Origin of the sequence: Roseibium sp. (assembly GCF_965216085.1) — a bacterium.
In the GTDB taxonomy this organism is placed as follows: Bacteria; Pseudomonadota; Alphaproteobacteria; order Rhizobiales; family Stappiaceae; genus Roseibium.
Window position 1 is genome coordinate 1,327,785 of sequence record NZ_OZ244138.1, and the last position, 18,868, is coordinate 1,346,652.

The 18,868-nt window shown below is 54.3% G+C and carries 21 protein-coding genes; 12 read left to right on the forward strand and 9 right to left on the reverse strand.

What is annotated here, in order from left to right; genetic code table 11:
- Window positions 1–10 precede the first annotated feature (10 nt).
- The 6 genes from ACOOFE_RS06095 (at window position 11) to ACOOFE_RS06120 (ending at window position 4,951) form a co-directional block, all read left to right on the forward strand.
- On the forward strand, window positions 11–850 hold the full coding sequence (locus ACOOFE_RS06095) for a cytochrome c1 (protein ID WP_420414139.1): 840 nt from the start codon (window positions 11–13) through the stop codon (window positions 848–850).
- A 133-nt stretch (window positions 851–983) separates the two neighbouring features.
- Window positions 984–1,865, forward strand: a complete 882-nt coding sequence (locus ACOOFE_RS06100; RefSeq protein WP_420414140.1) for an S-methyl-5'-thioadenosine phosphorylase — start codon at window positions 984–986, stop codon at window positions 1,863–1,865.
- A gap of 126 nt (window positions 1,866–1,991) precedes the next feature.
- Window positions 1,992–2,540: an adenine phosphoribosyltransferase gene (locus ACOOFE_RS06105; RefSeq protein ID WP_141185582.1), complete on the forward strand. Its 549-nt coding sequence runs from the start codon at window positions 1,992–1,994 to the stop codon at window positions 2,538–2,540.
- Window positions 2,541–2,546: 6 nt separating this feature from the next.
- Window positions 2,547–3,209, forward strand: coding sequence for a 5,6-dimethylbenzimidazole synthase (bluB, locus tag ACOOFE_RS06110; RefSeq protein WP_420414141.1), 663 nt, complete (start codon window positions 2,547–2,549; stop codon window positions 3,207–3,209).
- 62 nt (window positions 3,210–3,271) lie between these two features.
- A complete protein-coding gene (locus ACOOFE_RS06115; RefSeq protein ID WP_141185584.1) occupies window positions 3,272–3,751 on the forward strand; it encodes a GNAT family N-acetyltransferase in 480 nt (159 codons plus the stop codon).
- A 177-nt stretch (window positions 3,752–3,928) separates the two neighbouring features.
- Window positions 3,929–4,951, forward strand: coding sequence for a methyltransferase (locus ACOOFE_RS06120; protein ID WP_420414142.1), 1,023 nt, complete (start codon window positions 3,929–3,931; stop codon window positions 4,949–4,951).
- Between the two features lie 25 nt (window positions 4,952–4,976).
- On the opposite strand, the gene ACOOFE_RS06125 is transcribed toward ACOOFE_RS06120, so the two are convergent.
- From ACOOFE_RS06125 to ACOOFE_RS06145, 5 genes are all read right to left on the reverse strand, one after another.
- Window positions 4,977–5,456 (reverse strand): MaoC family dehydratase, encoded by a 480-nt coding sequence (locus tag ACOOFE_RS06125; protein WP_420414143.1) that lies wholly within the window; start codon window positions 5,454–5,456, stop codon window positions 4,977–4,979.
- Window positions 5,453–5,911: a MaoC family dehydratase gene (locus ACOOFE_RS06130; protein ID WP_420414144.1), complete on the reverse strand. Its 459-nt coding sequence runs from the start codon at window positions 5,909–5,911 to the stop codon at window positions 5,453–5,455. Before ACOOFE_RS06130 ends, ACOOFE_RS06125 begins: the two co-directional genes overlap by 4 nt.
- Before the next feature lie 72 nt (window positions 5,912–5,983).
- Window positions 5,984–6,346 (reverse strand): hypothetical protein, encoded by a 363-nt coding sequence (locus ACOOFE_RS06135; protein ID WP_420414145.1) that lies wholly within the window; start codon window positions 6,344–6,346, stop codon window positions 5,984–5,986.
- 117 nt (window positions 6,347–6,463) lie between these two features.
- Window positions 6,464–6,784 (reverse strand): hypothetical protein, encoded by a 321-nt coding sequence (locus ACOOFE_RS06140; protein WP_420414146.1) that lies wholly within the window; start codon window positions 6,782–6,784, stop codon window positions 6,464–6,466.
- 105 nt (window positions 6,785–6,889) lie between these two features.
- On the reverse strand, window positions 6,890–8,665 hold the full coding sequence (locus ACOOFE_RS06145) for an SLC13 family permease (protein WP_420414147.1): 1,776 nt from the start codon (window positions 8,663–8,665) through the stop codon (window positions 6,890–6,892).
- Window positions 8,666–9,035: 370 nt separating this feature from the next.
- Between ACOOFE_RS06145 and ACOOFE_RS06150 the strand changes: the two genes are divergently transcribed.
- Complete coding sequence (locus ACOOFE_RS06150) at window positions 9,036–9,197, forward strand: hypothetical protein (protein ID WP_168206332.1); 162 nt, start codon at window positions 9,036–9,038, stop codon at window positions 9,195–9,197.
- Window positions 9,198–9,237: 40 nt separating this feature from the next.
- On the opposite strand, the gene ACOOFE_RS06155 is transcribed toward ACOOFE_RS06150, so the two are convergent.
- Window positions 9,238–9,924, reverse strand: coding sequence for a fumarylacetoacetate hydrolase family protein (locus tag ACOOFE_RS06155; protein WP_420414148.1), 687 nt, complete (start codon window positions 9,922–9,924; stop codon window positions 9,238–9,240).
- A gap of 324 nt (window positions 9,925–10,248) precedes the next feature.
- On the opposite strand from ACOOFE_RS06155, the gene ACOOFE_RS06160 reads away from it, so the two are divergent.
- From ACOOFE_RS06160 to ACOOFE_RS06180, 5 genes are all read left to right on the forward strand, one after another.
- The gene (locus ACOOFE_RS06160; protein WP_141185592.1) at window positions 10,249–10,938 is read left to right on the forward strand and encodes a FadR/GntR family transcriptional regulator; all 690 of its coding nucleotides are present in this window, start codon (window positions 10,249–10,251) and stop codon (window positions 10,936–10,938) included.
- Between the two features lie 89 nt (window positions 10,939–11,027).
- Complete coding sequence (locus ACOOFE_RS06165) at window positions 11,028–12,005, forward strand: ABC transporter substrate-binding protein (RefSeq protein ID WP_420414149.1); 978 nt, start codon at window positions 11,028–11,030, stop codon at window positions 12,003–12,005.
- Window positions 12,006–12,075: 70 nt separating this feature from the next.
- Entirely contained in the window at window positions 12,076–12,837 is a 762-nt protein-coding gene (locus tag ACOOFE_RS06170) for an ABC transporter permease (protein WP_420414150.1), read from the forward strand.
- A complete protein-coding gene (locus ACOOFE_RS06175) occupies window positions 12,824–13,621 on the forward strand; it encodes an ABC transporter ATP-binding protein (RefSeq protein WP_420414151.1) in 798 nt (265 codons plus the stop codon). The genes ACOOFE_RS06170 and ACOOFE_RS06175 overlap by 14 nt, the downstream gene beginning before the upstream one ends.
- Before the next feature lie 8 nt (window positions 13,622–13,629).
- Complete coding sequence (locus ACOOFE_RS06180) at window positions 13,630–14,382, forward strand: ABC transporter permease (RefSeq protein WP_141185595.1); 753 nt, start codon at window positions 13,630–13,632, stop codon at window positions 14,380–14,382.
- A 114-nt stretch (window positions 14,383–14,496) separates the two neighbouring features.
- On the opposite strand, the gene ACOOFE_RS06185 is transcribed toward ACOOFE_RS06180, so the two are convergent.
- Genes ACOOFE_RS06185 through ACOOFE_RS06195 form a run of 3 tightly spaced genes read right to left on the reverse strand, consistent with a single transcriptional unit; the run spans window position 14,497 to window position 18,835 of the window.
- A complete protein-coding gene (locus tag ACOOFE_RS06185) occupies window positions 14,497–15,606 on the reverse strand; it encodes an ABC transporter ATP-binding protein (RefSeq protein WP_420414152.1) in 1,110 nt (369 codons plus the stop codon).
- Window positions 15,603–17,807 carry an ABC transporter permease gene (locus ACOOFE_RS06190; RefSeq protein WP_420414153.1) on the reverse strand — a complete coding sequence of 735 codons (2,205 nt, stop codon included), beginning with the start codon at window positions 17,805–17,807 and terminating at the stop codon, window positions 15,603–15,605. Before ACOOFE_RS06190 ends, ACOOFE_RS06185 begins: the two co-directional genes overlap by 4 nt.
- A gap of 2 nt (window positions 17,808–17,809) precedes the next feature.
- Window positions 17,810–18,835, reverse strand: coding sequence for an ABC transporter substrate-binding protein (locus tag ACOOFE_RS06195; protein ID WP_420414154.1), 1,026 nt, complete (start codon window positions 18,833–18,835; stop codon window positions 17,810–17,812).
- Window positions 18,836–18,868 lie beyond the last annotated feature (33 nt).

Below are 18,868 nucleotides of genomic sequence, written 5' to 3' on the forward strand. Positions count from 1 at the left end.
ATTTGAGACAATGAATACCATGATCAAAATGGTTCGTTCCCTAGCAATGGTGGCAGCTGTCGCCATTGCGGCCCCGGCCAACGCTGCCGGCGGGAAGATTGAGGTCGACTTTCAGCAATGGTCGTTTGCTGGTCCTTTCGGTTATTTTGACCGGGGACAGCTGCAGCGCGGCTTTAAAGTCTACCGGGAAAACTGTTCTGCTTGTCACGGCTTGAGCCGGGTTGCTTTCCGCAACCTTGCTGAAGACGGCGGCCCGGGCTTCACCGAAGAGCAGGCAAAGGCTATTGCCAAAGAATATACCGTCATTGACGGTCCGGATGACCTCGGCGACATGTTCGAGCGTCCGGCGATCTTGGCAGACCGCTTCCCATCACCGTTCCCGAACGAAAATGCTGCGCGTGCATCAAACAACGGCGCTTATCCGCCGGACTTCTCTTTGCTTGCAAAAGCCCGTGCTCCGCAGCGTGGTTTCCCGTGGTTTGTCTTCGACATCTTCACGCAGTATCAGGAAAATGGTCCGGACTATATCTACTCGCTGCTGACCGGCTACGTGGATGCTCCGGAAGGAGTTGATGTGCCGGAAGGCCAATACTTCAACCATTCGTTCCTGGCCGGCCAGTTCATCTCCATGGCTCCGCCGCTTTATGAAGAAGCGGTTGAGTACACAGATGGCACGCCGATGACCACCGAAAACTATGCGCGTGATGTTGCCGCGTTCATGATGTGGGCCGCAGAGCCGCATCTTGAAGAGCGCAAGAAGATCGGTTTCCGCGTTATGCTGTTCCTGATCGTCTTTGCGGGAATGCTGTACTTCACCAAGAAAAAAGTCTGGCGGGACGTGGAGCACTAAGCTTCCGGCTACGACTGACGATTTCGGAAAAGGCGGGCTTTGGGCCCGCCTTTTTTCATTTGGAACTGTTCAAGACCGGTCTCGCTTGCTAAGCAATTTTCTGGATTTAGTGATTTCTCCAAAGAGGGCAATTATGAGCGATGCGGTTCTAGGGATCATCGGCGGATCCGGTATTTATGACCTTCCAGGTCTGGAAGAGTCTCAGTGGATCAGCGTGGACAGCCCCTGGGGGGAACCGTCCGATCAGGTCCGGATCGGGATGATCGATGGCCTGAAAATTGTCTTCCTGCCGCGTCATGGGCGGGGCCACGTTTACTCTCCGACAACCATCAATTACCGCGCCAACATCGATGTCATGAAGCGCTGCGGTGTGACCGATCTCCTATCCGTCTCGGCTTGCGGGTCTTTGAAGGAAGAACATGCGCCGGGCATGTTTGTGCTGGTGGACCAGTTTATCGACCGCACTATTGCCCGCGAAAAGAGTTTCTTCGGAACCGGCTGTGTGGCGCATGTCTCCATGGCGACCCCGGTCAGCCCGAAGCTTGTAGATGCAGTTGCCGCCGCAGCCGAAGCGGAAGGCTTGAAATACCACAAAGGCGGGACTTATCTCGCGATGGAAGGCCCGCAGTTCTCCTCACTGGCCGAAAGCCAGCTCTACCGCTCCTGGGGCTGTGACGTGATCGGCATGACCAATATGCCGGAAGCAAAACTCGCCCGTGAAGCCGAGATTTCTTATGCGACCGTTGCCATGGTAACGGACTATGACAGCTGGCATCCGGATCATGGCGAAGTCGACATTCAGGCAATCCTGAAAGTGCTTCATGAGAATGCGGAGAACGCTCAGCGTCTGGTTGGGCGGGTCGCTAAAGACTTGCCAAGAGAGCACCAGTCCTGTCCGGCAGGTTCTGATACCGCTCTGGAATTTGCCCTGATGACGGCACCGGAAAAACGCGATCCAAAGCTTGTTGCCAAACTTGATGCCGTTGCCGGACGTATCCTGAACAAGGCGTCATAGCCTTTCTGCCAATACACCTAATTCTCAAAAGGCTTCGACCCGCGCGGTAAACTTGATATAAGCGTCGGCCGGGGCTGTGCAGCGGATTGAGTTGCGCTTAATAGTTTTTGCAGGGAAGAGAGCAAAATGACCGATCAGACAATCCAAGATGAACTGATCAGCGCAATCCGAACCATTGAGGACTACCCGAAAGAGGGGATCCTCTTCCGCGACATCACAACGCTATTGGGCAATGCCCGCGCTTTCCGGCGCGCGGTTGATGCGCTCGTTCAGCCTTGGGCAGGGTCTAAGGTTGATCAGATCGCCGGTATCGAAGCACGGGGCTTTATTTTGGGCGGTGCAGTTGCGCACCAGCTGTCTGCCGGTTTTGTGCCGATCCGCAAGAAGGGCAAGCTGCCACATGAAACTGTGCGCATTGCCTATTCGCTTGAATATGGCCTGGATGAAATGGAAATGCACAAGGATGCGATCCAGCCGGGCGATAGGGTCATTCTGGTTGACGATCTGATTGCGACCGGCGGAACCGCTGAGGCTGCCTGCAAACTCCTGAGATCCATGGGTGCTAATATTGAAGCGGCTTGTTTCATTGTAGACCTGCCGGATCTTGGCGGCCGGAAAAAGCTGGAAGAGTTGAAAGTGCCCGTGCGTACTCTGGTCGAATTCCCGGGGCATTGATCCCTTATGGGGGCAGGCGGGCTGGACGAACCGGCCAAACCGGTTTTCAACAAAGACTTTCAGCAAGACTTTCAGACCCTGCTCAGGTGGCGCCGGGATGTGCGCCGCTTTCGGACGGATCCGATTGCTCCAGAGATTTTGATAGAGCTGCTTAGCCTGGCGGATCTTTCGCCTTCTGTCGGCAACAGCCAACCCTGGCGGATCGTGCAAGTTGAGAGCTCAGATAAACGGGCACGCGTTGCTGCATCGTTTGAAGCTGAAAATACTGCAGCAGGCAGCTCCTATAAAGATGAGAAGGCGCAACTGTACCGCCAGTTAAAACTTGCGGGCCTCAAGGAAGCTCCGGTTCATCTGGCGATCTTCAGCGATACCAATCCCAAACAAGGATATGGCCTTGGGCGGGCAACTATGCCCGAGACGCTTGCTTATTCCACTGTCAGCATGATCCATACTTTCTGGCTGGCTGCCAGAGTGCGAGGCATCGGCGTTGGGTGGGTCTCCATTTTGGATCCGGATCAGGTTACCCAGATCCTTGAAGTTGATACGAGCTGGAAATTTGTCGCTTATCTGTGTGTCGGATATCCTGAAGAAGAACATATGGATCCGGAACTGGAGCGTGTCCGCTGGCAGGCCCGCAGCCCATTGGACGAGCGCCTGTTTCGCCGCTAGCATAGCGCCCGGCCGATAAAATAAATGATTCACGGTCAGTCGCAGGGAGTTGAGGAGCCATCATGTCTGTAGCCATCCATGCAACAACAGTGGACGATCATGCTGATGTTCTGCAGCTTTTGATGGACCGGTGGACCTCACCGGAGATGATTATCGAGAATGAAACGATCGACGCTTCCCGGCTGCCTGGGTATACCGCGCGCAGTGATGGCGAATTGGTCGGATTGGTCACACTGATCAAGCGGGAAACCGAATGGGAAATCCTGACACTGGATTCTCTGAACCGCTGGGATGGGGTCGGTAGCCGGCTGTTGCAAGCTGTTGTTGAGGAAGCCAAGGCCAATCATATCCACCGTCTGACGGTCCGCACCTCAAACGACAATCTGGATGCTTTCCGGTTTTATCAGCGCCGTGGGTTTCGCCTTGAACGGATCGGACAAGGTGTGATCGATGCTGAACGGGAGCAGAAACCAGGCATTCCGCTTGCAGGCGATTATGGCATAGAGATCCACGACGAAGTGTTTTTTGCCCGTAGTTTATAAGCGCCCACAGCGCTCCTAGATCAACGACTACTTCTCCTAAACGCTGCCGGTTTTGCCGCGAATAGCGCAGATTTGCCTTGCGCTGCACAATAGTTATAATTCCGGCATCGTGTGTTCAAAAAACGACATTTTGCATCAGCGCGACGAACTGCAAAATGTTGAAGGGGGAGTAAAAAATTGTCTGCCGCAAAACCTTTGGAATCGGCCGAAGATATTTCTGATATTGCATTTGGTTTTATGGGGTCGAAGGCTCTTTTTTCTGCTCTTCACGCAGATATTTTTTCTATTATTTCAGAGAAGACTTTAACCCCTGCAGAAATTTCTAAGAAATGTAAACTGGATACTGAGCGCGTTACAACACTTCTAACCGCACTGACGTCCCTCGGCTTGGTGCGGCGCGAAGGGGATGGTTTTACCAACTCCCCCGCTGCAGAAGCCTTTCTGGTAAAGGGTCAAAAATATGATTTTGGCGATTATCTGCGGTTTCAGATCGACCGGCAGATGTACCCGTTTATGACCCAGCTCAACGAGGCGTTGGAGGGTTCTTTAGAAGAGGATCAGGTTGCTTCTTACGAGGAATGGTTCAGCGATGCGGATGAGGCAAAACTTTATTCCCAGTCACAGCACTCCGGATCGCTTGGGCCCGGCCGCGGCCTGGCCAAGTTGGTTGACCTTTCGAACACCAAAACACTGCTGGATGTTGGCGGCGGAACCGGTGCCTTTTCCATCTCTCTCTGCAAAGCCTACGACAAACTGAATTCCACTATTCTGGACTTCCCGAATGTCGCCAAGGTCGGCCGGGAATACATTGCTGCTGAAGGGCTGGACAACCGGATATCCTATCAGCCGGGCAATGCGCTCGATGATCCGTGGCCGCCTTCTGCCGATGCCGTTTTAATGTCCTATCTGTTTTCCGGTGTGCCGGGGACGTCCATTCCGGGCCTCGTGCGCAAGGCGATGGACACGCTCACCCCGGGCGGCGTCTTTATGGTGCACGACTTCATGGTCGATGACAGCCGGGAAGGGCCGAAGCTTGCCGCGCTCTGGCAGTTGCAGCACACGGCCTTTAATCCGGAAGCAAAATCAATCACCAGCGACTATGTCGCTGGCCTGATGGAAGCGGCTGGCTTTGACGGGATCACTGTTAAAGAAATGATCCCGGGCATGACGACCTTAGTTTTTGGACGAAAGCCAGTCTGATCACCACAAGCACTGAACGCCGGGATCAATCCTTCCGGCGTTCGACAAATACGTTTGCCTTGAAGGAAAAAACCAAGTCTCCATGCTGGTTGCGCGCCATCATATCTGAATGGAGAATGCCCCATTCCGGACGACTGCGGCTTTCTGTTTTTCCAGTTATGACCCGCTGATACGACAATGTATCACCGGCAAAGACCGGCTTGAGCCATTTCAGCTTATCAAAGCCTGGGGATGGGCCGATGCGTGCGACAGTGCGGCCTTCATCAACTGCCTCTTGAACCAATCGTTTGTTTGTAGCCACTAGCAGTTTCATAAAGACAGCTGCCGTATGCCAGCCGGACGCGCATAGCCGACCGAAATGTGTCTGTGCAGCGCCTTCTTCGCTTAAATGGAATGGCTGAGGATCGTACTTCTCGGCAAAGCGGATAATTTCCTCAGCCGTAAAGGTATGGTTGCCGAGGTCTGTCGTATCGCCGATCACGATATCTTCGAAGAACTTTGTCATCCGGCGGTCTCCCGCTTGCGGAAGAGGATCGGGTTTTCCCAAAACAAAACCTGAGTTTGATCCTGGTTGGCCGCGGTGACGCGGAATGTCACGATGCCCAGATCTGGTTTGGACCGCAGCTCCTTGCTGGTCAGCACTTCTGCGCGCGCCGTCAGCGTGTCGCCTGGATAAACGGGCTTCTGCCACTTCAATTCGTCAATGCCCGGAGAACCCTGGCCGGATGACCGGTTGAGAAGACCGGTTGCAAGCAAACGCATGACCATGGCCCCAGTGTGCCAGCCGGAAGCTGCCAATCCGCCCAGCAGGGACGCTTTGCCGGCTTCTTCATCGAGGTGAAAAGGCTGAGGATCGAATTCAGCAGCAAAGTCGATGATTTCGTCCTTGCTAACGCTGATGCTGCCCAACTCAAAGATCTGGCCGGGCTGAAAGTCTTCAAAATGATAGATGTCTGGCATGAATGATTTCAAGGTCGGAGGGGCCATAGCGCAGGGATCCGCGCTATGGTGGTCCGCAATTCTACCGATTAATCAGTCGTAGTAAATCTCATTATCACCGAGATAGACGTTGCTGGCGGCACAAATGTCGATCGCGATCAGCTCATCCAGGACTTCGCTGTCATTATCACCCAGCCATCCGACTTGGAACACCTGATCGCAGTTCCCAGTATCTGCATTAAAGGACGCCTGAGCGTTTTGGCCAGGAACTAAAGCATCTGTGAGCCAATTGTCGCTCCAGCCATCACCGGCATTGGTGTAAAAGCCGACAACCACATTACCTTCTGTGTTGTTGTAAATCTGGAAATAGCCTTCAGACCCGGTGCCTTGTGCCAAAACAGTTCCAGAAAAGGCGGCCAGTGCCGCCGTAAGGCAGAGTGATTTTAATATTCTCATGAATTCTCCCCCCAAAAAAAGATCCTTGGTTACGGATCTTGTTTTTATGCTAGTGCTATGGACGAGATATGTAAAATCCAAAAGACCTCAGAAGTATTGTTTGAATATTTTAATCTTCTATCCGTTTAGCTCATCAGCTTGATCGAGATAGTAAGCGAGATCTTCCTCGTTGTAGATATTTACTGGTAATACTCGAATCGATTTTCCTTTGCCCGTCAATAACCCGCGGCTGTCGGTCATCTTTGCGCCCTTCAAGAATCCAATGTCGATCCCATGCGGCATCGTTCTTAAATGGCAGATCCCACTTTTCGCATTGGCATAGGTTGTGATCCTTGGTTTCTGGGTTTCTTGGAACCCATATCTTGTCAGAAGAAGATCGCGTACCTGAAGGAATAGGTCGCGTTGATCTGACGCCATGTCCCGTTCAAATTGTGTCATGTGCTGCTCCGTTTTTGTTGACCGGAGCTCTCATAACTGGTCGCAACTGACATCCTTATGGCAGGAGACTTCAATCAGCCTCGGAAAAACAGTGAACCGAAAATGTCAGAGCGGCCAGAAAAGAAGAATCGCTGGAATGCCGATTGCAAGAACAAGCGCTTCCAGCGGCAATCCAATCCGCCAGTAGTCACCGAACCGGTAACCTCCGGGGCCCATGATGATAGTGTTGTTCTTGTGCCCGATTGGCGTAAGGAAGGCGCAGGAGCCGGCAACGGCGACAGCCATCAAAAACGGGTCGGGGTTTACATTGAGGCTGTTTGCGATCTGAACCGAAATAGGCGCCGCAATCAGGCAAGTTGCGACATTGTTCAAGAAATCCGACAGGGTCATGGTCACGGCCATTAGGACCGCCAGCGTGACCCAAGCCGGCGCGCCTGCTGTGAGTGTTAGAATGCCGTCGGCAATGATCTGAGCGTTGCCGGCTTCTTCAAAGGCTTGTCCCAACGGGATCAGGGATCCAAGCAGGACGATCACTTTCCACTCCACAGCCGAATAGACTTCTGTTCCACTAACGAGACCCGCTGCGGCATAGAGAACCACACAAGCGGCCAAAGCCACAGGCAAATAGGCGAACCCAGCTACCGCGGCGGTGATTGCCAGCGCAAATCCCCCGATGGCAAGCCAGGCTTTGTTGCGCTGGATCATGCCAGTCGTCCGGCCCTCGAGCGGGAATACGCCCAGCCATTGGATTGCGGTATCAAGCCGTCCGGATCTTCCAAGCAGCAGGAGAACATCTCCAGCGCGAATCTGTTCGTGCCGGACCCGGTTCTGGATGCGCCGGCCTTCCCTGGAAATACCGAGCAGAGTAACGCCATAACCGTACAATAGGCGCATCTTGAAGGCCGACATGCCGACAATTCGGGCACCGTCCGGAACAATTGCCTCGACCAGATTGAGCGCGCCGCCAGTGATCCCGCCCTTGTGTTGCTCTGACCCGGCAAAGTCGAGTTTGGCAGCGCCCATAAAGGCTTCGATGGCTTTGGGATCCCCTTCAACCAGTAGAAAGTCGTTTTCCTTGATGAGCTCGGCCCGGGCAAACCCCCGGATCCGGCGCCCATGGCGGATAAGTCCGATTATGGTGATGTCTTTTTCTTCTGCCACTGGATAAAGATCGCCGACCGTAAATTCCTTATCCTTTGAGAGCTTCCCGACCTTGAGTTCCGCGCTGTAAAGACCATCCGCAAGGCCTGTTTCGTCAGGAGCTGCCCGGAAACGGGCCGGTAGCAGGCGCCAGCCGATCAGGGTAACGAAGGCGATGCCGCTGATGGCAACCGCCAAACCAACCGGAGCGAAGTCAAACATGGAAAATGGGCTGCCGAGCGCATCGGACCGGTATTCGGCAATGACGATATTGGGTGGCGTGCCGATCAGGGTGATCATGCCGCCGAGGATTGTTGCGAACGACAACGGCATCAGCGACAGACCGGCCGAGCGGGACGCTTTCTTGGCAGCTTCAAGATCGAGCGGCATTAGAAGCGCCAGCGCTGCGACGTTGTTGATAATGCCGGACAGTGCTGCTCCCACCACGGCCATAATACCGATGTGTCCGGGAAGGCTGCGCGAAGCGGAGAGCAGTTTTCCGGCGACGAGTTCAACTGCTCCGGAATTCATCAGGCCTCTGGAAACGATCAGGACGAGGGCGATGATGATGACCGCGGAATGGCCGAAGCCTGAAAAAATCTGACCCGATGGGACGAGGCCTAATAGGGCGGCCAGGATCAAGGCGGCGAAGGCGACTAAGTCAAACCGGATCCGGCCCCAGACCAGAAGGGCGAAGACAACGGCGAACAATAAAAAAAGTAGAATTTGATCAGGGGTCACCTGGAACAATCTCCGATCCCGATAAGCGCAAAGAAGTGTCAGAAACTTAGGCCGGATTGGAGTTGAGCGTCGAGCGATTTCTAATTGGTGATGTCTGGCAGTAACCGCTTTCATGGCGTAACTGTAAAAGCGGGCAGACGGTGCCGGTGCTCATGTTGCCGTACCATGAGGTCTGTCGGGCGACTTGTTGGTGTTGTTTCTGGAAATTAGGTTTTGTGAGTGCCTTGTGGTAATCTAGGGTTGTATTGATGGCAGGTGCGGCTACAGAGATGTTTTTGCCGCTGTGTTTGTTTGAACACCCGGTCGCCACAATCAATATCCACTTCTTTTCAAAGAAGGCGGTATCTGCCGCTGGAAGAGGAGAATACTAATGAGCAAAGGACAAAAAACTGCCCTTGAGACCATCACCAGCGCGACCTTCGCGCGCATACAGTATTATGTCAGGGCAAGTCACTACCGGCAAATCCATGGAAAATGGGCCGGCGAAGCTGCGCCAAACCCGCTTGTTATGATGGGGTTGGAGCGCAGCTAACACTGCTGGAGCTAATCCGTCCGGCGGGAGGTCTTACGGTTCATTCAACCGCAATACTGAGCGGGGGAAGTCCATCGACTGTTCCGAGCAACTTATCGCCGCGGACAACGGGTCCGACACCTGCTGGCGTTCCGGTTTGGATGATGTCACCGGGGGCCAGCTCGAAATAGTCTGACAGATAGGAAATCATTTCCGGAATTTTCCAGATCATCTGATTGAGATCCCCCTCCTGGCGCAGGTCACCATTTACGGTCAGCTTGATCGTGCCGGTATCAGGATGGCCGCTTTCGGTTGCAGGAACCAAGGCTGTAATGGGCGCCGAATCTTCAAATGCTTTGCCGATTTCCCAAGGGCGGCCCATCTTTTTAGCCTGGCCCTGCAAATCTCTGCGTGTCATGTCGAGGGACACCGCATAACCAAAAACGTGATCTAGGGCTTCGCTCACCGGGATGTTTCTGCCGCCTGATTTGAGAGCCACGGCCAGTTCTATCTCGTGATGCACATCTTCCGATTTCGGCGGATAGGGGAACGTGCCGGATGTGTCGAGATTGTTAGGGTTTTTCTGGAAAAAGAACGGTGGTTCCTTGTCCGGATCATGGCCCATTTCCACTGCATGAGCTGCGTAATTTCGCCCGATGCAATAGACGCGTCGGACCGGGAAAAGAGCATCGGTCCCCAGAATGGGGAGGGTGGGAACCTTCGGTGGCTCAATCACAAAATCTGGCATGCGTGACCTCGGCTTGTTCTTGTAAGCGATGGCGTTCGACCCTACTCAAAAATCGATCAATCGCAATCAATATTTTTAATTTCGATATTTTCTTGCAAAATTCGAATTGATCTGGATTAATTGGAATATTGATTGGAAATAGATCGATCAATTGATGCGATGGCGAGACATCGCACAGCAATAGGGTCTCTGCATACAGCCGACTCTGTGCATAATCGATTATTGTCAATCAGAAATAAAAAAATCGATAAAAATACAATTTTATGTTGATTATCGATTAGACTCAGTGTTTGATCACGAGTGTGTGATGAGGGAGAGCGATCTGTGTTAACCCGTCCGGAATCATCGAATTGCGCAAACGCCGTCAGCGCCTTGAAAGCCTTTATCGCTGACAATGCGTATCAGCCTGGTGACCGGCTTCCGGCCGAACGGGAGTTGATTGATCAGCTTGAGATCAAACGGACGGTTCTGCGAAAAGCGCTCGATATGATGGAGCGGGAAGGGGCTATCTGGCGACATGTTGGCAAAGGGACTTTCGTTTCTGCTCCGACTGACATGCTCGACATTGGCAGCTTGTCTGATATTGGCCGGCAGATCACACCGGTCAAAATGATGAAGGCGCGTCAGTGCATAGAGGCTGCGATTGCAAGAGAAGCGGCAATCCATGCCTCACATGAGGCCGTTCAGAAGATCAATGGCTTTAAGGATCGTATACGCGGCGTGTCGAGCTGGGCCGAATACGAAGCGCTGGATGATCAATTCCATGCAGCTGTTGCGGAGGCTGCGGACAATATTCTGCTTCTGGCCTTGTTTGATCAGCTTAACAAGGTCCGCCGGGCTGTCGCTTTAAGTACGGTCATCCGCGCAACAGAGCGGCCGCCGGAAAACCATACAAGTTTTGAAGAGCATGACCGGATCTGTGCGGCTATCGAGGCGCGAGATCCAAAGGCTGCACATGACGCGATGTGGCAACACATCCAGTCTGTGTCGGCCCGATTATTCGAGCAGCTGTGAGGAGGCTGTTTTGAACCGGCAAAGAAGGCGAAGGAGGTCGCACTCTAGGCCGGAATAAAGAACCGCGAGGTTCAAGTTGGGAGGAAATAATGAAACGCTTACTTCGTAAACTCTGCGTGGCCGCTGCCGCGCTGCCGATGGCTGCTGCCTTAATGACCGGATCTGTAGCTGCGGAAGGCAAGATCAAGATCGCATTGGCCGAAACGCCATCAGACGAACTTGCCGCGTTTTTCGTGGCGCTTGACCGGGCGAAAGCCAATGGCCTCGACTACGAGTGGACCGCTTTTTCCGATGAAGAGTTGGCTATTCAGGCCGTGTTGAGCGGTCAGATGGACATCGGTTTTGGAACACCCTATGCGGCCATGCAACGCTCTAAAGCCCCCATCCGGATCGTATTTCAGCTGTCCAAGCTGAAGTTCTTCCCGGTCACGTCCAAAAAGTACAGCAAACTTGAGGATCTCAATGGGGAGCCGATCATGCTGCACTCCCGCGGTGGCGGGACAGATTCCATTGCCAATGTGATTGAGGACAAGCTCAACATAAAATTCGGTGACCGGTCTTATGTTCCAGGTTCGTCCAACCGGGTGGCGGCACTGATGGCCGGGCAAACCGATGCGACGATTGTTGATTTGTCGAACAAGAACAAAGTGATGAAAATCGCCGGTGACAAGTTCAACGTCCTGCCGATGTTTGAAGTTGAAGCGAGCGATGAAGCATTGTTTGCAAATCTCGATTGGATCAAATCCAACGAGAAGGATGTCGCTATCTTCGTTGAGGCCCTGGTCAGCACTTGGCTGGACATGTCGAAAGATCCGACGATCATTTCCAAGGAAACCGATCCGGAAGGTCCGATTGGCCAGTTGCCACCGGAAATCCTCGGCAACTTGGATACCTTCTATTCGGACGCTGTTGCAGGCGGATTGTATTCTCCGAACGGTGGAGGCCGCACAGCCGCAAAGGCGGACCTTGAGTGGTATCACAATGCCGGTCAGCTAGAAGGTGATCTCGCGTCCTTGAATATCGAGGACTTCTGGTACCTCGCACCGCTGGATGCAGCGACGAAGTAAGCCGACCGCTCAGGCTGCCGGACGTCCGGCAGCCTGACATGCTTTTTCCGTTCAATAAGGACAGCGATAAATGAAAAGCCGCTCTTTCTGGCTGAAAATTCTATCGGCGGTGATCCTGTTTGGAGCTTGGCAGATCGCAGGAATGATTCCGGTCAGCTACGCGTTTCCGACTTTCTTTGAATCCATGGGCGCATTGCTGCGCATGGCCGGTGATGGAACGTTGTTCCAGGCCTATCTGGAAACCTTGCGCCCATTGGTCGTCGGTGTCGCGATTTCAGCGGTTTTTGGAATAGCTCTTGGGTTGTGGATCGGCCTCAGCGCCAAGTTTGACTGGCTGTTCTCGCCGATTTTCATCGTCATGCAAGCCGCGCCGCTGGCTGCTCTGATCCCGCTTCTGGTGATGGCTTATGGGATCGGCCTGACATCCAAAGTGTTTGTGGTCTGTATCATGGCGATGCCGGTCATCGTTCTGAACACCGCAAGTGCCGTGCGCAATACGCCGTCGTCGATCAAGGATATGGGCCGCTCATTCCTGGCGTCAGACAGGGAAATCATCTTGAAGATCATCATTCCGGCGGCATCGCCGGTGATTTTTAGCGGGCTCCGCCTCGGCGTTTCAGCCGGCTTCATCGGTGCCATTCTGGCGGAACTTAAAATCACGCCGACCGGTGTTGGCGACATCATCACCTACAGCCGTTCGATCGCGGATTATCCGGCCATGTACGCTGCGATCTTCTCAATCATCCTTCTCGCCGTCGTGTTCCTGAATCTCTTGGAACGGCTTGAGGTCTACCTGTTTGAAGGAAATGTCCGTGGTTATGCCTCAGATTAAAGAAGTCGTGGATCCCGCAGCCGCACCGGTCGACAACGCGGTTGTTGTCCGTGGCGTGTCAAAAACTTATGGCGATGTTGAAGCGCTGAAAAACCTGTCCTTGGAGTTTCCAAGAGGTCAGTTGACGTCTCTCTTGGGGCCATCTGGTTGCGGAAAGACAACGCTTCTGAAAATCATCGCCGGCCTTCTCGATGCGAACAGTGGGGAAATCGAAGTCAACGGCAAACCGGTCACGGGGCCTGGCCCAGACCGTGCCTTTGTTTTTCAAGATTTTGCTCTGCTGCCATGGGCCAATGTATTGAACAATGTGGCCTTTGCCTTGGAACTCAGAGGTGTTGGGCGCTCCGAACGTGAAGCGATTGCAGAGAAATACATCGCCGAAGTCGGCTTGAAGGGCTTTGAAAAGAAGTATCCGCATCAGCTTTCCGGCGGCATGCGCCAGCGGGTTGGACTGGCGCGCGCCCTGTCGGTGGATGCGGACGTTCTCCTGATGGATGAACCGTTTTCAGCTGTTGATGAGCAAACTCGGCGCAAATTCCAGGAAGATCTTCTGAACCTTGTCCAGAACGAAAACAAGACATTTATCTTCGTCACGCATTCGATCGAAGAAGCTGTCTATGTCTCCGATCAGATCGCGATTTTGCTGCCGCGTCCGAGCCGTGTCTCTGAGGTTATCCGGCCGTCAGGATTGCGTACCAAGAATGTCGACAACATTCGCAGAGACCCAGAATACCTCGACATCGTCGACAGTATCTGGGCATCGCTGCGCAGCTATGTGGAATAGGAGGCGATATGACTATTTTTGGAGTTCGCCTGCCAGCCATGTCGTCGCTCATCCTGTGGGGGCTTTTGTGGGAGATTGTCGGCCGTTTGGATCTGACCTTCTTCATCCCGCCCTTGTCGGAAGTGGTGGTGACGCTGTTTTCAGTGATTACGACCGCGCCCTTCTTAAAAGCCCTGTCTGAAACTGCCTACGCATTTGCCGTTGGGGTGACGTCGGCGATTGTGATCGGCATTCCGATCGGGATCTTGATGGGCAAGAACCGTTTGATCGATGAGTTGTTGTTGCCTTGGGTCAACATGTTCCTCAGCGCGCCGTTGACCGCGCTGGTTCCGGTGCTGATGGTCTTGTTCGGCTTTGGAATGAAATCGATCATCATCACGACGACGCTGTTCGCGATCTGGATCATTATCCTGAATGCCCGGGCGGGGGTGTTGCAGATCAACCGGTCCTTGATCGAAATGGCACGGTGTTATGGCGCCAATCCGCTGCAGGCCTTTTACAAGATCTATTTCTGGGCGGCCTTGCCGGAAATTCTCGGCGGCGTGCGCATTGGCGTGATCCGGGCAGTCAAAGGCGTGATCATCGGCCAATTGCTGATCTCGATTGTCGGCTTCGGCGCACTCTTTGAGCTCTACGCCAACAACTTCCTGATGGCGCATTTCTGGGCGGTGCTGCTGGTGCTGTTTGCGCTAGCCTTCTCAGTGGCCGAGTTCCTCGGGTACCTGGAACGGCGGGTCTCATATTATGCGGCGTCGCGGTAGGCTCGGGCCCTATCGCGAGAACTGGAACCCGGGCAGATTGCCCGGGTTCATTTTGTTTTTATTAAGGTGCTTGGACCGCCGGTCTTTGCTGTCAGTGACAGAGAGCTCCGGTCCTCATGTATTTTCAGCTGGAAGCAGAACCGGAGCGGACTGCTGAAACGATAGGCTGACATCGGTCCCAGGTTGAAGCGGCGCGTTGATGTCGCCAGAGGTGACAAACAGCGACCCAAACTCTGCCTTCAGCGTGTATTCCATATGGCGGCCGACATAAGTTGCCTTTGAAACCTGCGCTGGAATGCCGCCGTCTTGAGATCCGACTGAAATGCCGATGCGGTTTGGTCTGACTGCAAGGACAGCCGGGCCGGCAGACAACCCGCGTGCGGGCAAGGACTGCCGGTAGGCCCCAATGCTGATCGAAGCTTGGTCTCCGTCAACACTTTCGATGTCACATCTGATCAAGTTCGCTTCGCCGATGAAATCGGCCACAAATTGATCGTCTGGATATTCATAAAGGTCGCGAGGGGCACCCTCCTGAGCAATCTGAGCATTGCGCATCACAATAATCCGGTCGGAGACCGCGAGCGCCTCTTCCTGATCGTGGGTGACATAAACCACCGTCAGTCCCAGGGATTGCTGAATATCGCGGATTTCCTCACGCACCTGACGGCGCAGCTTGGCATCCAGGTTTGAGAGCGGTTCGTCGAACAAGAGAACCTGAGGCTCCAGTACCAAAGCGCGGGCGACAGCAACACGCTGCTGCTGGCCGCCGGAAAGCTCCGACGGCAAGCGGTCGCCATAGCCGGCCAGACCTACCAGTTCCAATCCGTCCAAGGCCCGGTCTCGAACCTCAACCCCTTTGAAGCCGCTGAATTTTAGGCCATAGGAGACGTTCTCCAAAACGCTCATGTGCGGGAAGAGCGCATAGGACTGGAACACCATGGAGACGTCCCGGTCGGTCGCCGGCAATTTGGTGACATCCTGATCGCCGATCAGGATGCGGCCTTCTGTTGCCATTTCCAGTCCGGCGATCATGCGCAAGGTCGTTGTCTTGCCGCAGCCTGACGGGCCGAGCAGCGTGACCAGCTGCCCGGCTTCGATCGTCAGCGAAATGCTATCCACCGCGGTGACGTCCCGGCCATAGACCTTGGTGACGTTTTCAAACGTGACGGAGGCTGCATTGCCTTTGGGTTTCACAGTCATCGTCGGTTCCGTTCTAGAAGTCATTTGGCACGCTCCGTCCTCCGGCCGATGTCGGTTTTACCGACAAACAGTTGAAGCAGGGCGATGGCTGTGAGCATCACCAAAATGAGCGTGTTGGAATAGGCAATCGCCAGTCCGTAGTCGTTGTTTTCCACCCGGCCGATGATGTAGCTGGTTGCCATGTCGTATTCGGCGCTGACCAGGAAGATAACGGCGGAAATCGCGGTCATCGCCCGGACAAAGGAATAGACAAGAGCCGCCAGGATCGCCGGTTTCAAGAGCGGCAGGATTACCCGTCTGAACGTTGCCGCACTGTTGGCACCAAGCGTCAGCGAGCTTTCATCCAGGCTCTTGTCGAGTTGGCTCATCGAGGCGATGCCGGCCCGGACTCCAACGGGCATGTTGCGGAAAACAAAGCTGATGATCAGGATGACGCCGGTTCCGGTGATCTCGATCGGCGGGACGTTGAAGGCGAGAATGTAGCTCACGCCAATAACGGTGCCGGGGATCGCGAAACTCAACATCGTGCCGAATTCAAACGCATTCTTTCCTGCAAACGACTGCCGCGTCAGCAGATAGGCCGTGACAAGGCCGACAGCAGCCGTCAATGGAGCCGCAAGAGCAGAGATTTGGATGGTGGTCCAGAAACTGTTCCAGGCAGAGCCTGTCCAGCGGATGCCGTCTTCAACCAAACGAATGGAGAAGGCCGTCTCATAGTGTTTGAAGGTCAGCGTGTTGTTGACGCCCCAAAGCTCGACGAACGAACCATAGAAGATCATCACGTAGATGACGGCGGTGAAGGCCGCCCAGATGAAGGCGATCGAATAGACTGGGATCATCACGCCAAAGGGTAGGGTCGGATGGATCCCGGAATCGCCTTTGCCCGATACCGTTGTGTAGGATTTTTTGCCAAGCCAGAAGCGCTGCGCATAAAAGGCCGAAAGAGTGAAGCCGAGCAGAACAATCGCCAACACCGCCGCGCGGCCTTGGTCATATTGCGCGCCAACAATGGCGAAGAAAATCTCCGTCGACAGCACATCGAAGTTGCCGCCAAGAACTAACGGGTTTCCGAAATCCGCCATGCTTTCGATGAAGCCGAGCAGAAATGCGTTGGCGAGACCCGGACGCATCAATGGCAAGGAGACTGTCTTAAAGACTTGCCAGCGGTTGGCCCTCAAAGTCTGTGCGGCTTCTTCCATCGACGGGCTGACACCTTCAACAACACCAATCAGCACCAGAAAGGCGATGGGTGTGAAAGCGAGTAGCTGGGCGATCAGGATGCCCGGAAGGCCGTAGACCCAGCGGGTTGGCTGCACGCCGAGAACATCAGCGACAGCGGTCGTGACTGTGCCGGACAAGCCAAACAGCAAGATGATTGCCAGGCCAATCACAAACGGTGGGGTGATGATCGGCAGAACGGTCAACGCCCGCAGGAGCTTCTTGTGCCGGAAGTTGCTGCGAGTTGCCACAAGTGCAAAGACTAGGCCGAGCGCGGTGGTCAGGAAGCCAACCAGGATCGCCAGGAACAGCGAGTTCCAGGCCGCTCCGCAGCGTCCGCCGGACAGGCAATCGAGGCTCCAAAGGCGGGAACTCAGGAACTTGGAGAAGAAGACAGCGACCGAATAGGTGTTTTCTTCGGTAACGAAGGCGGCGATCAGCAGTTTGGCGATCGGGAAGAAAACGAACACCGTGACAACTGTGATGACGAAGCCGATCGATGAAACGACAAAGACATCACCATTGACGGCGCCTCGAGCCGCGATCCCTTGTGTGAATAGGAACAAGAAACAAGTCGCCACCAGCATGGCGCCATAGCCCATGCCAAATTGCCGGTCTCCCAGTTGGCCGAAAAGGCTTTCCAGCCAGGAAAAATTCCAGCCGCGCAGGCCGATGCCGAAGCCTTGCGCGATCAGCCATGCGGCGCCAAAACCACCGGCGAGGATAAGTATCCGGGCGTAATTCGGATGTGCCTTGGGCAATGAGACAGCAGCAAGTGCGCCGAGCAGCGGCAGCACGAGCGGTGAAAGCCAGAGTTTCTCGCCTTGAGCAAGGAGGAGCAGACCCGGAGCATAATCGCTGTCGAAGGGATAGCCGTCGACCAGCCACTCCAGGGTCCAGAATTCCTCAATGCCATACCAGGGGAGAACGGCAAATCCCAGCCATCCGATAACGATCCAGAAGATCAGGACAGGACGGCTGGAATTACTGTTATGAGCGAGTTTCACGATTATTGCGGCAGTGTGGAGACCTCATCATCCCATTTTTTTAACAACCGCTTGCGTTCGTCGCTGGAGCCGTATTTTGCAAAATCGTAGTCGATCAGTTTGATCGAGGACAGATCCGGCGCCTTGTCCGATGTTGGCGCGTTTTTGTTGGACGGAACCTGGAACGCGTTGACCTGCAGTGCCAATGCCTGCGCATCAGCCGACAGTGCCCAGTCGTAGAACTTCTTCGCGTTTTCCGGGTTGCGGCCATCCTTCACGATAGACATGGAGCCGATTTCGTAGCCTGTACCTTCACACGGTGCGACCACCTTGATCGGGAAGCCGGCCGCAGCCTGTTTGACGGCGTCATGCATGAAGACGATGCCAATGGTGTTTTCGCCGCGAGCTGCTGCCTTGATCGGAGCTGATCCGGATTTTGTGTACTGGTTGATGTTCTTGTGAAGGCCCTTCATGAACTCAAAGCCTTCGTCTTCGCCGAAGAGCTGCATGATGGTCGCTAGCGTTGTGTAAGCTGTTCCCGAGGAATTCGGGTTGGCCATCTGGACGTGGCCCTTGTATTCCGACTTTAACAAGTCCTTCCAGCAAGACGGCTCGGGCAGATTGTTCTTGGCAAGAACATCCGTGTTGTAGCCGTATCCAAGTGCGCCGGAATAGATGCCGATTGTTCTGTCACCGGCAGAGCTTGCCTGCGAAATAGCCCAATCCTGAAGCTCGCCGCGGATGGGCGTGACATAGGATTCTGTCAATCCCTCTTCAGCGGCCTGAAGATGCGGGTCACCAGTTCCGCCCCACCAGACATCCCCTTTCGGGTTGGACGCTTCCGCCTTGATTTGAGCGAAGGTTTCACCGGAGCTTTTCCGGGTCATGTTCACTTTGATATCGGTCGCGTCCTCAAAACCGTTGGCCATCAATTGGCACCAGTCTTCCTGCGCGCTGCAATACAAAGTGAGCTTTTCCGCCGACAGAGCAGGACCCGCGGCCAGAAGGCCCAACAATCCAGCCGACGCTAACATCAACGATTTCCGCATTCCTACCTCCCAGTTAGAATATTTATTTCATGA

Coding starts and splice junctions, on each gene's coding strand:
- ACOOFE_RS06115 (WP_141185584.1), top strand. CDS start 3,272: ATGTCTGTAGCCATCCATGCAACAACAGTGGACGATCATGCTGATGTT.
- ACOOFE_RS06170 (WP_420414150.1), top strand. CDS start 12,076: ATGAAAAGCCGCTCTTTCTGGCTGAAAATTCTATCGGCGGTGATCCTG.
- ACOOFE_RS06180 (WP_141185595.1), top strand. CDS start 13,630: ATGACTATTTTTGGAGTTCGCCTGCCAGCCATGTCGTCGCTCATCCTG.
- ACOOFE_RS06175 (WP_420414151.1), top strand. CDS start 12,824: ATGCCTCAGATTAAAGAAGTCGTGGATCCCGCAGCCGCACCGGTCGAC.
- ACOOFE_RS06135 (WP_420414145.1), bottom strand. CDS start 6,346: ATGAGAATATTAAAATCACTCTGCCTTACGGCGGCACTGGCCGCCTTT.
- ACOOFE_RS06095 (WP_420414139.1), top strand. CDS start 11: ATGAATACCATGATCAAAATGGTTCGTTCCCTAGCAATGGTGGCAGCT.
- ACOOFE_RS06165 (WP_420414149.1), top strand. CDS start 11,028: ATGAAACGCTTACTTCGTAAACTCTGCGTGGCCGCTGCCGCGCTGCCG.
- ACOOFE_RS06140 (WP_420414146.1), bottom strand. CDS start 6,784: ATGACACAATTTGAACGGGACATGGCGTCAGATCAACGCGACCTATTC.
- ACOOFE_RS06195 (WP_420414154.1), bottom strand. CDS start 18,835: ATGCGGAAATCGTTGATGTTAGCGTCGGCTGGATTGTTGGGCCTTCTG.
- bluB (WP_420414141.1), top strand. CDS start 2,547: ATGGGGGCAGGCGGGCTGGACGAACCGGCCAAACCGGTTTTCAACAAA.
- ACOOFE_RS06105 (WP_141185582.1), top strand. CDS start 1,992: ATGACCGATCAGACAATCCAAGATGAACTGATCAGCGCAATCCGAACC.
- ACOOFE_RS06150 (WP_168206332.1), top strand. CDS start 9,036: ATGAGCAAAGGACAAAAAACTGCCCTTGAGACCATCACCAGCGCGACC.
- ACOOFE_RS06125 (WP_420414143.1), bottom strand. CDS start 5,456: ATGACAAAGTTCTTCGAAGATATCGTGATCGGCGATACGACAGACCTC.
- ACOOFE_RS06155 (WP_420414148.1), bottom strand. CDS start 9,924: ATGCCAGATTTTGTGATTGAGCCACCGAAGGTTCCCACCCTCCCCATT.
- ACOOFE_RS06185 (WP_420414152.1), bottom strand. CDS start 15,606: ATGACTTCTAGAACGGAACCGACGATGACTGTGAAACCCAAAGGCAAT.
- ACOOFE_RS06100 (WP_420414140.1), top strand. CDS start 984: ATGAGCGATGCGGTTCTAGGGATCATCGGCGGATCCGGTATTTATGAC.
- ACOOFE_RS06130 (WP_420414144.1), bottom strand. CDS start 5,911: ATGCCAGACATCTATCATTTTGAAGACTTTCAGCCCGGCCAGATCTTT.